13 protein-coding genes are annotated in these 15,302 nt (G+C 41.0%); 2 read left to right on the top strand and 11 right to left on the bottom strand.

Features of this window, described 5'->3' with window-relative positions:
• Positions 1-89 precede the first annotated feature (89 nt).
• Entirely contained in the window at positions 90-845 is a 756-nt protein-coding gene (locus CCK98_RS03120; protein WP_088085245.1) for an NRDE family protein, read from the bottom strand.
• A 342-nt stretch (positions 846-1,187) separates the two neighbouring features.
• Between CCK98_RS03120 and CCK98_RS03115 the strand changes: the two genes are divergently transcribed.
• Together CCK98_RS03115 and CCK98_RS03110 are read left to right on the top strand one after the other, a co-directional pair.
• Entirely contained in the window at positions 1,188-1,421 is a 234-nt protein-coding gene (locus CCK98_RS03115) for a hypothetical protein (protein ID WP_088085244.1), read from the top strand.
• A gap of 94 nt (positions 1,422-1,515) precedes the next feature.
• Positions 1,516-1,695, top strand: a complete 180-nt coding sequence (locus CCK98_RS03110) for a DUF3934 family protein (RefSeq protein WP_088085243.1) — start codon at positions 1,516-1,518, stop codon at positions 1,693-1,695.
• 151 nt (positions 1,696-1,846) lie between these two features.
• Here CCK98_RS03110 and CCK98_RS03105 read toward each other — a convergent pair whose 3' ends face one another.
• The 10 genes from CCK98_RS03105 to CCK98_RS03065 all read right to left on the bottom strand — a co-directional run bounded on the left by CCK98_RS03105 (position 1,847) and on the right by CCK98_RS03065 (position 15,201).
• Positions 1,847-2,917: an LLM class flavin-dependent oxidoreductase gene (locus tag CCK98_RS03105; RefSeq protein ID WP_088085242.1), complete on the bottom strand. Its 1,071-nt coding sequence runs from the start codon at positions 2,915-2,917 to the stop codon at positions 1,847-1,849.
• 21 nt (positions 2,918-2,938) lie between these two features.
• Positions 2,939-3,784 carry a VOC family protein gene (locus CCK98_RS03100; protein WP_088085241.1) on the bottom strand — a complete coding sequence of 282 codons (846 nt, stop codon included), beginning with the start codon at positions 3,782-3,784 and terminating at the stop codon, positions 2,939-2,941.
• A gap of 250 nt (positions 3,785-4,034) precedes the next feature.
• On the bottom strand, positions 4,035-5,417 hold the full coding sequence (locus tag CCK98_RS03095) for an L-cystine transporter (RefSeq protein ID WP_088085240.1): 1,383 nt from the start codon (positions 5,415-5,417) through the stop codon (positions 4,035-4,037).
• A 266-nt stretch (positions 5,418-5,683) separates the two neighbouring features.
• Positions 5,684-7,345 (bottom strand): glycerol-3-phosphate dehydrogenase/oxidase, encoded by a 1,662-nt coding sequence (locus tag CCK98_RS03090; protein WP_088090275.1) that lies wholly within the window; start codon positions 7,343-7,345, stop codon positions 5,684-5,686.
• A 43-nt stretch (positions 7,346-7,388) separates the two neighbouring features.
• Positions 7,389-8,879, bottom strand: coding sequence for a glycerol kinase GlpK (gene glpK, locus CCK98_RS03085; RefSeq protein WP_088085239.1), 1,491 nt, complete (start codon positions 8,877-8,879; stop codon positions 7,389-7,391).
• A 158-nt stretch (positions 8,880-9,037) separates the two neighbouring features.
• Positions 9,038-9,226: a hypothetical protein gene (locus CCK98_RS36930; protein WP_373408478.1), complete on the bottom strand. Its 189-nt coding sequence runs from the start codon at positions 9,224-9,226 to the stop codon at positions 9,038-9,040.
• A gap of 129 nt (positions 9,227-9,355) precedes the next feature.
• Positions 9,356-11,548 (bottom strand): alpha-galactosidase, encoded by a 2,193-nt coding sequence (locus CCK98_RS03080; RefSeq protein WP_088085238.1) that lies wholly within the window; start codon positions 11,546-11,548, stop codon positions 9,356-9,358.
• A gap of 171 nt (positions 11,549-11,719) precedes the next feature.
• Positions 11,720-12,757, bottom strand: a complete 1,038-nt coding sequence (locus tag CCK98_RS03075) for a cell wall metabolism sensor histidine kinase WalK (RefSeq protein WP_218780141.1) — start codon at positions 12,755-12,757, stop codon at positions 11,720-11,722.
• Positions 12,754-13,428 (bottom strand): response regulator transcription factor, encoded by a 675-nt coding sequence (locus tag CCK98_RS03070; protein WP_088085237.1) that lies wholly within the window; start codon positions 13,426-13,428, stop codon positions 12,754-12,756. Before CCK98_RS03070 ends, CCK98_RS03075 begins: the two co-directional genes overlap by 4 nt.
• Positions 13,429-13,452: 24 nt before the next feature.
• Positions 13,453-15,201: an ABC transporter ATP-binding protein gene (locus tag CCK98_RS03065; protein WP_088085236.1), complete on the bottom strand. Its 1,749-nt coding sequence runs from the start codon at positions 15,199-15,201 to the stop codon at positions 13,453-13,455.
• Positions 15,202-15,302: the final 101 nt, after the last annotated feature.

Here is a 15,302-nt window from a genome sequence, read left to right as displayed (position 1 = left end):
CCACTCCAAACAACAGGGTGCCAAAATAAAAAATGAAGCATCAAAGAGAGAAAACTTCCCTTGATCCTTCATTTAGATTCAAAAAGTTTCTATAATTCAATCCTATATTGCTGATCACTTATGCCATCCTTAGTGAAGACTCTCTCCACGTATTGAATTTCTTTATCTGACATCAACATGACGGTCGAGCTCCTCGTCCCGTAGTTTCCGCTTTTGATAAACAATGGCGAAAGCATCCTTTCCCATTCTAAAGAAACGCCTGTGTGCGGAAGAAGTTCGTCTGGAGCTTGATCTGCATTTTGAAGGACACTCAAAAGGCATTCTACAAGTTCTACCTGTTCCCCGTTAATGATTTTGGACATGCCTTCCTTGCCTTTTTGCACCTTGGGCCATTCAGTATTTAATAAATGGTTGCTGACTCCATAAATTCCTGGCTCCACCTTCAAAAGCTCCTGCCCTTTATTTGAATAATAATATAGTTCCGTTCCATCCCCTGCTAGTAAGTTATAGCCAGGATACAGATCCTTTTTCTTTACAAGACTTTGCATATAATCCTTTATATTTCCTTTATGTTTCAAGGCATCGGCCACCAACTCACCTCTCGAACGCTTTCCTTCCGTTACTTCCTTTGGGTCGCGATAATTGGTCAAAGCCGCAAAACGTCCAGATGTGGTAACTCCCATCCAAGTGCCCATTTTTTCTAAATCTCTACCGGCAAGGATGTCAGGTCTTTCTTCCCAATAATGAGCAGGAGTAGTAGGCCGCCCGTAAAATTCATCTCGGTTTGCCGCTACAAGGAGCTTGTAGACCGGATGGACTCTGTAGGCAAAAACGATTAAACACATATACAATCACAGCCTTAAAAATAATTTAACCGGGGGTTTTTTATTGGATTAATGTCGTTCATCATCGAAACTAATTTACTAACCTCCAGGCCCAAACCGTCTTTTTGATCTATTAGTTATAATGTATCCAAATTCACTCCACAACCTCCATATGGAAAAATAAACCACAAGGTATTATTCGCCATGTCTCTAGAAAATCCTTTTAACATAGTGGAATCCCGAAGCGTTTTGTATCTTTTAAGTGCTAAAATGCATAAGGAAAATAAATCTAATCCTGATTTTAATCGCAAGGTTGGAAATAATAATAGCTACGACCTAATTTAATTTTGGAGGTGTGTTTCCATGTCAGAATTAGAGCCTTTAGAATACGAAACAGGGACTGCTATCCGCGAATATGACATTATTGATATTACCCAAACAGCCAACGGGTATGAAGTAGTGCTTGATATAGAATTAGACAGCGGCTATTCCTTAGCAAGAACCAAATTAGAAGTTACCAATGAGGACTTATTAGGGTATGAAACAAATGAAATTGAGGAAGGGATTAAATTTGCGTTAGGGTTTTTCAATCATTAACAACAAACTAATATTTTTGAGGGCAAATCACCATGAACTGTGGTAAACTAACCAACGACGTTAGAAGAACGTACATTAATAGTGGAGTGGTTAAATGAGTAGTGCGAAAGGGAAAGGCGGAACAGGCAGAGGAACCGGCAAGAAGGGCTGGACTCGTTGGCAAGCAGGTGTCAAAAAAGCGAAAAGCGCCAAACCATATGTCAGTAAAGGTGTTAAAAAAGCAAATGACGGAAACAACACCAGCAATAATAAAGGTGACACATCCGAAAAATAATAATAATAATAATAATACAAAGACTCAGGGGCCCCCATCCCCCGAGTCTTTTTTCCCAGCAAACGACCTTTTCAAAAAAAATGGTAGTCCACCACAGGAGGACAAATGTCCACGAGTGGTGCCTGACACCTTATAGCATCTTTATCCCTTCCTATTTGCTGGTTTCCCTCCGAACGACTGGTGCTACTTCTGTTGCTAATCGCTCGATGCTTTCGGCGACTTGTTTAAAGGGCATTCCGCCGATGTCCATTTGGGCGATAAATCGCTGGTGTCCGTAAAGCTCGTATTGTTGGAGGATTTTTTCAATGATCTGCTGGGAACTGCCAACAAATAAAGCCGTTTCTGGTCCGGCCATCTGTTCAAAATCTGCTCTGGACATTCTTGTATTCATCCCACGCTGGCGATTAAAGTATCCCCAATAATTAGAATGATACGGATAGAACTCATCCTTTGCCTTTTGGGTTGTTTCCGAAATAAATGCATGACCAGTCACTGCAACCTTCATCGACTCAGGATCATGGCCAGCTTGACTGGCGGCCTGGCGGTATATATCTACAAGCGGCTTAAACCGAATATGTTCGCCTCCAAGTATCGCTATTGCTAAGTTAGTCCCTAATCTTCCTGCTCGTGCTGCGCTTGACGGAGTGCCCCCAACACCTACCCACAATGGAATATTTTCCTGTAAAGGTCGTGGAGCAATTTCCGCATCCTGCAACGGAGAACGAAATTGACCATTCCAGGTCACTCGATCCTGTGCATTCAGCTGCTGAAAGAGCTTGATATTCTCTTCAAAAAGCTGGTCATAATCGTCTAACTCATATCCGAACAGCGGGAAAGATTCTATAAATGCTCCGCGCCCCGCAATAATTTCTGCCCGTCCGTTTGACAGGAGATCAAGTGTCGCAAAATCCTCAAAAAGACGAACGGGATCGACGGTGCTTAAGACAGTTGTAGCACTTGCCAGTTTAATTCGCTTTGTAACTTGTGAAATGGCGGACAAGACAACGGGCGGTGCTGACACCGCATAGTCGAGGCGGTGATGCTCACCAACGCCCACTACATCTAATCCTGCCTCATCAGCCATTTTCGCTGCTTCAATAATTTCTTCAAGTCGTTGTCTTGCGCTGATTGTCTTCCCTGTTCCCCAATCCGGAACTAAATCCCCCAATGTATAGATCCCTATTTCCATACCTGAATGTTCGTCTTTGGAATCTGGCTTCATCTTCATATCCTCCCTCAATCATTATAAAACTAATCGAATTTGATTTCCTGAAGGATCTTCCGTTACAAAGAAATCAGCTTCTTCCGATATCTGCGCACCTAATTGCTTTAGCTGTTTCATCACATTCTCTCTTGCTGCTTCATCAGGGAAAACGAGCGAGTACCAATTTAAGCCGACACTATTTTTCGGTGGCGTCGCTGCCCCTTCACCTTGCCAAGTGTTGATAGCAATATGATGATGATAACGGCCCGTGGAAAGGAAGGCCGCTTGTGGATAGTAACTAACAATTTCAAAACCAAGCCCTTTTGTGTAAAATTCTTCTGCTTTTTTCAAATTAGATACGTGAAGGTGAATGTGGCCCATAACTGTGCCCGCCGGGAGACCGCTCAATTCCGCATCACTCTCCGCGATAATTCCATTTCCATCAAGCTCTTCTGTTGCCATTTCTACTAAACCGTTGTTCCATCTCCATTCTGAAGAAGGGCGATCTCGGTACACTTCAATCCCATTTCCGTCTGGATCGTTAAGGTATAACGCCTCACTTACATAATGATCTGCAGCACCGAGTGGATATCCCGTTTGAATCATATGCCGTAAAAAGACAGATAAATCAGCCCGTGATGGGAGCAAGATCGCAAAATGATACAAACCTGAACTACGTCCTGTTTTCGCAACCACATCTTTCGGCTGCTCTAGCGTTAATAATGGGTTTTTTCCGTCTGTCGTTAAGACTGCTTTACGATCTGATTTCTCCAATATTTGAAAGCCCATTATATTTTGATAAAACGTGAGCGCATAATCTAGGTTTTTTACTTTTATATTGACCTCACCGACATATATATTTGGTGCGTGATGAAATTTATCCATTTTCTCCTCATCCCTTCATTATTCATTTGTAAACGAATGTTATAAAAATTAATCTTTTTATTAATATGGTTATTTTACATTCCATTAAACCGATTACTATTTCCTATGCTTACAGTGTACCTCTAATTTATCTTGAATTCAAGCATTTTAAATTCATAGTATATGGAAGACCAGCCTATTTTTTACCCTTGCAACAGAAAAAGGACTCTTCCGCTAAGCGAAAAAGCCCTTGAACCTTGCTCCTCGTTTTTTATGCTTCGACGATATTAGGCTGCTCGTAAACCTCGTTTTCAAACTCGCCTGTTACTTTACTAGTAAGTATGCCTGATGTCATCGCTCCGCTGACATTTAGGGCTGTACGTCCCATGTCAATGAGAGGCTCAACTGAAATAAGCAGACCAACAATCGCAATTGGGAGATTCATCACTGATAAAACGATTAAGGCTGCGAAGGTTGCACCGCCACCTACACCAGCAACACCAAACGAACTAATCGCAACCACAAGAATGAGCGTTAGAATAAAGGATATACTTGTTGGATCCACACCTGCCGCTGGAGCTACCATCACAGCTAACATCGCAGGATAAACGCCTGCACATCCGTTTTGACCGATTGTTAGCCCAAACGAACCCGCGAAGTTGGCGATCCCTTCGGATACACCAAAGTCCTTTGTTTGTGTTTTAATGGTCATTGGCAAGGTTCCTGCACTTGTCCGGGAGGTGAAAGCAAAGGTTAAGGTTGGCAGCCCTTTTTTTACATAATTTATAGGACTTAGTTTCGCAAATGATAAAAGAAGAAGATGGACAATAAACACAATAATGAGCGCCACATACGATGCAATCACAAATTTACCTAGTTTTGCTATCGCGGCATAGTCACTCGTTGCTGTCACCCTGGCTATGATTGCTAAAATACCATATGGCGTTAAACGAAGAATCAGTGTGACGACCCTCATGACAACAGAGTAGAAGGTATCAATGATCTTTGCAAAAAATTCACCATGCTCTGGGTCCTTCCGCTTCACTCCAAGATAAGCAATACCGATAAATACGGCAAAAATAACAACCGCAATCGTCGATGTTGCGCGGGCCCCTGTTAAATCCTGAAACGGATTGCTTGGGATTAACTCAATGATTTGCTGTGGGAGTGTCATATTTTCGATCCCTGCAGCTCTTTCCTCTAACTGGGCATTCCGGGCTGCTTCTGCATCTCCTTCAGTTAGCTGAACCCCGTCAAGACCAAATCCTAAAGCTGAGCCAATGCCAACCGCGGCAGAAACGGCCGTCGTTGCAAGAAGGATGCCGATGACAAGAAAACTGATTTTCCCTATATTTTTCGTTAATTTTAGTTTTGTAAAGGCCCCGACAATCGAAACAAAAATGAGTGGCATAACGACCATTTGTAATAGCTTTACATAGCCATTCCCGACTATGTTAAACCAATCAATCGAACCTGTCGTTACTTCATGTGTCGTACCATAAATGAGATGAATAATAAAACCAAATAAAATTCCTAAACCCAACGCACTAAAAACACGCTTGGAAAAAGAAACATGCTTTTTTTGCATCGTAAATAAACCAAACATGAGTAATAGAAGCACCGCGACATTTACAATGATAAGAAAGGTATTCATGGAATTCCTCCTCTTTATTTTTCGGAAAAATTGAAAACCAAATATTCCAATGCATTAAGTCGGAATTAAATTTGTCTTCGTCTTCATCGTCATCGGTAATTTCTGTACCTTTATACTTTAAAACAATCAAACGTTTGATATGGTAAATAATATGACATGGCGACCCTATATATTCCAAGCCCATAAATTATTCAATCAAACGTTTGATTAGTTTTTCAATCTTCCAAAATGTTACGGGTACTATTAGGACTGCAAGTCAGATAAATTCATATCATTTCATTCGGAATCGGATGGATAGCATCCTTTAGTGCGGTTTCTAATTCGACTTTGAAAGCGGCCTTCTCCTCCAATGTCCATCCAAGAGCATCTTCCATAAAGCCAATGATTGGTTCCTTCCACTCAAGTACCCATTGAATATCAAAAAATAAAGCTCCCGTTCGACGGATAAAAAAGTCCACTGGTTTTACTGCCATTTCTTCCTCTAGGGAATAAACGATTTGAACATACACCTCCAGCGGCAAGGCAAATTTGTTATTTGGGTCATACGTTTTTGCAATTTCAAAAATACGATCAATATTGGAACCATAGCGATGGACTAATTTTCGGAATTGGTCCTTTGAAAATCCACTTAACTTGCCTTCCTTTTCCTTTTTTTCTATAAATGAAGCAAAGTTACGAGACCCATCAATATGACCTCCTGAAATAGGTAAATGTTTTGTTCGGCAAGATCCAAAATGGCGTGCTTCGCCGCACTGTTTCGCGATCAAGTCTACCACCGTTTCTGCCATTTTTCTGTATCCGGTCAGTTTCCCGCCCGCGATTGTAATCATGCCAGAATTTGATACCCAAATTTCATCTTTTCGCGAAATTTCAGAGGGATCCTTGTCTTCCTCATAAATAAGTGGTCTTACCCCTGCCCAGCTTGATTCAATCTCCTCCGCCTTAATAGCAACGGTTGGAAACATATAATGAATTGCATTAATAATATAATCTCGGTCAGCTGCCGTCATTTTCGGATGAATCGGATCGTTGCCATAATAGGTGTCTGTTGTCCCCACATACGTTTTCCCATCCCTTGGAATCGCAAATACCATGCGGCCATCAGGTGTATCAAAATACACCGCCTGTTTAAGGGGAAATCTCGACTGATCCATAACCAAATGGACCCCTTTGGTAAGCCGCAGTTTTTTTCCAGATAACGACTGATCTTTGTCTCGGAGCGAATCGACCCAAGGGCCAGTGGCATTAATGATGTGTTTTGCGTAAATATCATAAACGGTACCAGTTAATAGATCCTCAACTTTAGCACCAATCACCTTACCATCATGATAAAGAAGCTCAATCATTTTTGAATAGTTTACAGCTTTGACACCATGAGCGACTGCTTCTTTTATAACTTCGATGGTTAACCGGGCATCATCGGTCCGATATTCCACATAATATCCGCCGCCTTTTAATCCCTCTCTTTTAATCAGCGGCTCTTTCTGAATGGTATCATCCGGAGAAAGCATTTTTCTTCGTTCACTTTTTTTTACGCCTGCTAAAAAGTCATAGACTCGTAGTCCAATTGATGTACCGAATTTCCCAAACGTTCCACCTTTATGCATTGGCAGGAGCATCCATTCTGGTGTAGTTACATGCGGGCCATTTTCATAAACAATCGACCGTTCCTTCCCTACTTCCGCGACCATCTTCACTTCAAATTGTTTTAAATACCTGAGACCACCGTGAACAAGCTTCGTTGATCGGCTTGATGTCCCAGCAGCAAAATCTTGCATTTCGACTAATGCCGTTTTCATTCCCCTTGTTACGGCATCTAATGCGATTCCAGCTCCTGTAATTCCCCCACCGATGACAAGTACATCAAATTCTTCTGCGGCCATTTCCTTTAGGATTGTGTTTCTATTTGAACTCGAGAATTTTAACATTTCCACTATGGTTACCTCCATTGGGGATAAAAAGAGAGTACAATTATTTAAAAGCCCTTGCTGCGTTTACAGCCTTTTTCCAACCTGAATATAAATTGTCTCTATCCTCTTCAGCCATATTTGGTGTAAATGCTTGATCCATATTCCATTGAGTCGCGATTTCTTCTTGGCTTTCCCAATAACCTACCGCTAATCCTGCTAAATAAGCAGCTCCTAATGCTGTCGTTTCTTTTATTTCTGAACGTTCCACTGGAACAGCTAACATATCGCTTTGGAATTGCATTAAGAAGTTATTAGCAACAGCGCCGCCGTCTACACGCAAGGCTTTAAGCGAAATACCTGAATCCGCTTCCATAGACGTTAAGACATCCTTTGTTTGATATGCTAGCGATTCTAACGTTGCGCGAACAAAGTGTTCTTTCGTAGTACCACGTGTTAAGCCAAAGACCGAACCGCGTACATCACTATCCCAATAAGGTGTTCCTAAGCCGACGAATGCTGGAACGACATAAACACCGTCTGTAGATGTTACACTAGTAGCAAATTTCTCGCTCTCTTCAGCGCTTCTAAACATACGGAGCCCATCACGAAGCCATTGGATTGCAGACCCTGCAACAAAGATACTTCCTTCTAATGCATATTCCACTTTTCCGTTAATACCCCATGCAATTGTTGTTAACAAACCGTGCTCTGATTTTACTGCTTGTTCTCCCGTATTCATTAACATAAAGCAGCCAGTTCCATAAGTATTTTTCGCCATCCCTTTTTCATAACACGCCTGACCGAATAATGCTGCTTGCTGGTCACCTGCAACTCCGGCAATTGGCACATTATAGCCAAAGAAATGGGAATCAACTGTTTCTGCGTATACTTGTGATGATGGGCGTACTTCTGGAAGCATCGAAGCAGGAACTGAAAGAATTTCTAATAACTCTTCATCCCATTTAAGGTCATGAATATTGTACATCAATGTTCTCGATGCATTGGAGTAATCTGTTACATGGGCTTTTCCACCAGATAGTTTCCAAATAAGCCATGTATCAATTGTTCCAAAAAGCAGTTCTCCACGGTCTGCTTTTTCTCTCGCGCCTTCTACATTATCTAAAATCCATTTCACTTTTGTTCCAGAGAAATATGCATCAATTAAAAGGCCTGTTTTATCCCTAAATAATTGATCATGTCCTTTTGCTTTTAATTCTTCACAAATCGCTGCTGTTTGACGGGATTGCCAAACAATCGCATGATATATCGGTTGGCCTGTTTCCTTATCCCATACAACGGCTGTTTCCCGTTGGTTTGTAATACCGATTCCGGCCACTTGTTCTGGTATTACGTTAGCCCCTGCCAAACAGGAAGCCATTACCGCTAGGATCGAACCCCAAATTTCATTTGCATTATGTTCTACCCAACCTGGTTGAGGGAAGAATTGTTGAAATTCCTGCTGAGCGACTTGGACAATCTTTCCTTCTTTATTAAAAAGAATGGCACGTGAACTTGTTGTACCTTGATCTAAGGATAAAATGTATTTTTCCATATATGAACTCTCCCTTTAATTAAAATTATGCACTGATTTTTCTACCCGGACCATTTTCCTGAGGTTTCTTTCTAATTACGGAAGTTATTGCAAGAACAACTACTATTGCCCCTATTATAAACTAAAGACTCGTTTCTGTTTCACCTAGGAAGGCAGCTTTATAAAACAAGGCTCAAACCGATACTCACAATCAGGACGCCTACAACAAGTGGATATAGTCTATCTGTAAATTTATTTGTACCAATCGCTATTATTCCTACAACAAGAATAATTTTCGCAAAAAAAAACCATAAAAACGCATAGGAATAGTAATAATCATTCCCAAGGGTTTTTATGGCTTTCTCCAAGTCTCTAAGCCTGCTATTATATTTTCTACATAAGCATATGCCAAAAATATTTCTTTGCAGAGAAATGGCATGTCAAAATTGAGAATTTTATTGAGGTATCTGAGGTAAAAGCTCGTATTTTTTATTTGATTACTTTTCTAATGCTTGGATGTGGTAAATACTCGAGGTGAAATCTCTTTTTATCAGTGGCAGCATTAATCCAATTTTCATTAGCTCATCGCCCACATATTCCTGTTCTCCTCTATTTACTCTATATATCTCATCCGACTTTAGCCCACGCAACTTCAGCCGGAAAAACGGTGGATTTGGTGTTGCCAACGTTTTAAAGTAAAAAATAGCAGCCCTTTCCTGATTCGGTGAAACATACATCCACGCCGAATCCATTCCATCAAACGGACTTAACAGCCTGAATAAGTCACCAAAACAGACGATATCCTTGATTTGATGATATCGTTTGATTTGCTCCATTACCACCTCCTTATCATCACTACTCAGCTTGTCGATATTTAATTCAAACCCCAAATTTGCAGCCATCGCCACATGGCATCTCATTAAAAGCGGTGTGGTTCTACCGACCTGGTGATTCGGCACATCTGATACATGTGCTCCCATTGTAATGGCAGGATAAATGAGACTTGTTCCGTATTGAATTTTAAGCCGTTCAACAGCATCAGTATCATCACTCGTCCAGGTTTGCGGCATATAATAGAGCATTCCAGGATCAAAGCGACCGCCTCCTCCGGAACAGCTTTCAAATAAAATCTTAGGAAATCGTTCGGTCAGTTTTTCTAGAATTCGGTACAAGCCAAGCATATAACGGTGCGCGGTTTCTTTTTGCCTGCGAGGTGAAAGCGCAGCCGAACCCACCTCCGTCATATTTCGATTCATATCCCATTTCACATAGGAGATCTTAGCACTTCTAAAGACTTCGGTCAGCGTTTCGATTAAAAAATTACATACGTCTTCCCGGCTTAAATCAAGAATTAATTGATTTCTGGACTGTGTTCGGTTCCGTCCCGGCACATGGATACACCAATCGGGATGCTTCCGATACAAATTACTGTCAGGAGAAACCATTTCCGGCTCGACCCATAACCCAAATTGCATCCCCTTTTTTTGGATATAATCAGCCAATCCGTTTAAACCATTCGGAAGTTTTTTCTTAAAAACAAACCAATCACCCAACGAACTTTTATCATTGTCACGATGCCCAAACCAGCCATCATCCAATACAAACAGTTCGATACCCAACTCTTTTGCTGCATCCGCAAGGTCGATAAGTTTTTTTTCATTAAAATGAAAATAGGTGGCTTCCCAATTATTAATGAGAATTGGGCGTGTTTTGTCACGGTATACCCCACGACAAATCCTTTCCCTCAGAAATTTATGATAAGTCCTGGACATTCCTCCAAGCCCGTCCGAGGAATAAACCATTAAAGCCTCAGGAGTTTGAAACGTTTCCCCCGGCTTCAGCACCCATGTAAAATCAAAGGGGTTTATGCCGATGCTAAGTCTGGAAGTTTGATAAGGGTCCACTTCGATGGAAGCTTGAAAATTCCCACTGTAGACCAAACTGATGCCAAATACATCCCCATATTCTTCGTTGGTGTCTTTTGAAAGCAGCGCAACAAAAGGATTATGTTGATGGCTGCTTGAACCCCGAGCTGATGAAATCGTTTGAGTCCCGTGGTTGAGTGGCTGCCTTTCGATGTGACGCTCACGCCCCCATGTTCCATAAAGGTGCAGCCAATCCCAATCTGATTGATGAATGTCGACTGACATACTCATACACTTATGTATTTCCACATCATGGCTGCCAAGGTGCTCAAAGGAGACCGATCTCGTTATCACATCAAAATCACGATAAATTGTATAATGTAGATTCATCCCGATCCCAAGCATGGAATCTACCAGTGTTAGCACTAATGTTTCAGCATCAGAATTATCCTCGACATAAGCAGACGGTAATCCCTCAAGCGTATGTTTTCCTTGAAAAATTTCATGAGAATCAAAGACAAAGTCCGTTACCGTATTTCCGTCAGCAGAACGGATTTGATAAGCCGGCGAACGAAAGTCCCCGTTCCCAAAAGCAGGATATTCCTGTGGTAGCGTATCAAGTGAAAATTGCGGAAGAGAAGGTTGGGTAGTCGGCGAAAAAGCCCTGCCTTTAAACGCCAGAATGGAAGAAGGATGCAGCGTCTTAACCATCTTGCCCCAATACAAATGAGCAGGATATTTACCATGGACAATTTGAATCAAATAACTAATCTTGCCATTGTATAAATGAAAAATCCTATCCTTTCCATCCCAATCAATTGGCACGAGCGCTCATTCCTCCATTGTTAGATAACTTAAATTACTTACTTATCTTTCTATAAATATGATTTTCCCTATGTATATCAGAACAATAAATTTAAAAAGGGTGTCAGGCACCGTTCGTGGACAGTTGTCCACGAGCGGTGCCTGACACCCAAAACAACACAAAAATGGCTTTTATAGTGTAATGGTGAAGGTGGTCCCCTTCCCTTCTTCGCTGTCAACACAGATGGTTCCTTCGTGCATTTCGATGATTTTTTTTACGATGGATAGTCCTAAACCGCTGCCGCCTTTTGACCGGTCCCTTGCCTTATCTGCTTTGTAGAATCGTTCAAATACATGGACCTGGTCTTTTTTCGAGATGCCAATCCCCGTATCGGAAATTTTCACGATCGTTTTGTCATCGACCTGCTGGAGATGGACACGAATCCTTCCGCGCTTTTCAGTAAATTTAATACTATTGTGAATCAGATTGGTCCATACCTGGCTCATCAAATCTTCATCCGCAATGATAATGACCTTCTCTAGGGACACATCCAGTTCCAGTTCCTTTTCTATCCAATGCGGTTCACAGGCCAAAATAATCGTTCGTAATTGTTGGTCTAACCGATAGCTATGTCGCTCAAAGGGATGATGCTTGGATTCTAGGGAGGTTAGTTTTAAAAGATTATCACTTAATTTCGATAATCTTTTGCTTTCTGTTTCAATAATACTGAGATAATGACTTCTTTCATCGCTCGAAAGCTGGCCATATTGAAGTGCTCTTGCAAAACCCATGATCGACGTCAGCGGCGACTGAATTTCATGTGAGACGTTAGAAATAAACTCCTGCCGCATCTCTTCCAATTGCTTTAATTGCTTAGCCATATGATTAATATGGTCAATCAGACTTGTGAATTGATTTCTTTTACCAGCCTTTAAATCGAGGTATACATTAAAATCACCTTTAGAAATCCTACTTAACGCATCCAGTACTTCATGAAAGAGATTGCGTCGCCTTGAACGAGTGAATAAAGATATAAGAAAACCAACTAAGCTCATCGTCAATAAACCAGTAATTACCGATGCCATATGACGAAGGTAATCGGATGTATGAAAATCGAAAAATCGATAAGTTCCGGAGACAATGAAATAACCTGCTGAAAAACCAAAAGAGACAAATACAAAGAAAAAGACAATCCCAAATAGATGTTGGAAAAAGTGCTTGATTTTCATGATTTTACCTCAAAGCGGTAGCCTAATCCCCATATCGTCTGAATCCGGAACGGGAATTCTCCTTCTGGAAAACGCTCTCTTAACCTTTTAATATGAACATCGACCGTTCGTTCGTCTCCTTCATAGTCATAGCCCCAAATGTCTTCAATGAGTACCTCTCGTGAAAACGTTTTTCCAGGATAGCTGGCCAGTTTAAACAACAGCTCGAATTCTTTCAACGGAATCGTATATTCCTTATTTTTAAAAGAAATTTCATGTGTTTTTCGATTCAACTTAAATTCATTAATCGTAATCGTTTGTGAAACCGTTATATTATACCGTTTTAATAATGCTTTAACTCGAGCGGTTAACTCCATTGGGTCAAAGGGTTTAACTAGATAATCGTCCGCTCCCAACTCGAATCCTTTCAGCTTTTGTGAGGTTTCCCCTTTGGCGGTCAGCATTAAGATGGGAATATCACTAAACTCCCGCAGCTCTTTGCATAATTCCCAGCCATCCATATTTGGCATCATAATATCAATGATCGCTAAATCCATCTTTACTTTTTCCATCAGTTGTAATGCCATTACACCATCTGATGCATCATAAAGTTCGAATCCTTCTTTTTTTAAAAAAAGTTGGATTAGTTCGCGAATATTGGCATCATCATCGACCATTAGAACTTTTGTCATTCATCCTCATTCCTTTCCTTCTATCTAAGCAGGTTCGTTGATCCGTAATTGCTGCTCGGCAAATTCACGATACAAGGAGTGAGTTCTTAAAAGTTGTTCATGTGTACCGCTTCCGGTAATTTTCCCTTTATCCAAAAAGATAATTTGATCAGAATCGATCACCGTTGACAGACGATGCGCAATTACGAGGGTGGTTCTTCCCTTCATTAAATTTTGCAATGCCTGTTGAACAACACGTTCTGATTTGCTATCAAGACTGGAAGTTGCTTCATCTAACATTAATATTTTGGGATCCCTTAAAAAGGCACGAGCAATCGCAATCCGCTGACGCTGCCCACCCGATAACTTTATTCCTCTTTCACCAACTTCTGTATCATACCCGTTTGGCAGCTCCGCAATAAATTGGTCCGCATAGGCCATTTTTGCCACCCTTTCGATATCTGCTTGCTCAATTTTTTTATCCATTCCGTAACAAATATTATCACGAATCGTTCCCACAACAATCGGGCTTTCCTGTGATACATAGCCAATTTGACTTCTCCAGGAAAACAGGGAGAATTGATTAATCGGTTCTTGCCCCAGACGAATAGCGCCTTGTTGCGGTTGATAATAACGCTCCAATAAAGAAAATAGGGTCGTTTTTCCGCTCCCGCTTGGACCGACAATCGCAGTCACCTTGCCTGCTTCAGCGGAAAAGCTAATATTCTTAAGTACGTCTTCCCCATTTTTATAAGAATAGTTCAGATCCTCTACAGTGATCGATTGATTCACATTATGAATATCCTGATTTGAATGGTCTTCTTCCTCGTTCATATCCATGATGGCGATAATTCGTTCTGTGGCACCGGTTGCTTTTTGAAATTGGGTAAAGAAGGCGGCTAATTGCCCCATTGGCATGACGATTTGAAACAGATACATAATAAATGCAACTAAATCACCCGCCATTAATGCACCTGATGATACCCTCATTCCACCGTAACCTAGAATGACGACTAGTAATACCATGATCACTAAACCAATCAGGGGAGTGATTAATGCTTGAATCTTTGCCTCTTTGAACCCATATTGAAACAATTGGGTGATCCCGTTTTTACCATTCTTATACTCGATAGCCTCGGCGTTGGAAGCTTTGACTAATCGTATTTCTGATAAAACTTGCTGGAGAACTGAGGTAAAACGTGCTGTTTCGGTTTGCATCCCTTTTGACACCTGATGCATCTTTCTTCCAAGTGTCATTAATATTACTGCTGCAAGCGGCAGTGCTATAAACATGAGCAAAGCCATTTTCCAATCCAATAGCAGCAAAACAACAATCGAACCAATGATGGAAATCGTTCCTGATAAGAAATTGGCGAGATGATCGGTAATTAATCCTTTGACCACGGCTGTATCATTGGTCATTCTACTGACGGTTTCGCCGGTTTGATTTTCATCATAAAACGGTACCGGTAAGACGAGCAGCTTTTTCCATAAACGGTCTCGAATCCCGGCCACAACTGATTGGCCGAGATGATTTAATAAATAGATGGATATTCCGCTAGCCACTGCTTGTAGTAAAAGCGCAGTAACAAGAAGAATAATCCTACCCGTACTTAAAGAACTAATCGAAAAATCATTAATAAGATTTTTTGTAAACAGCGGGACCAATAGCCCCACTAATGTGGTACCTACACTTAATAAAAGGGCGAAACCAAGGAGCAATTTAGATGGATTGGTATGTTGGACCAATCGAATAAATTGGCGCCAACCCTTTTGACTCTTTACTTCAGACATTTATATTTACATCCCTTCTATAGGTCACGTTAATTTCAAGTCTACATTCTCGATTACAAACTCGATTATATAAAGAATATATGAATTGAATATGAACTATC

It is taken from the genome of Bacillus sp. OV166 (genome assembly GCF_900177675.1).
Taxonomy (GTDB): domain Bacteria; phylum Bacillota; class Bacilli; order Bacillales; family Cytobacillaceae; genus Neobacillus.
The sequence above is the reverse complement of the archived record's forward strand: the minus strand, read 5'-3'. Positions and strand labels throughout refer to the sequence as shown.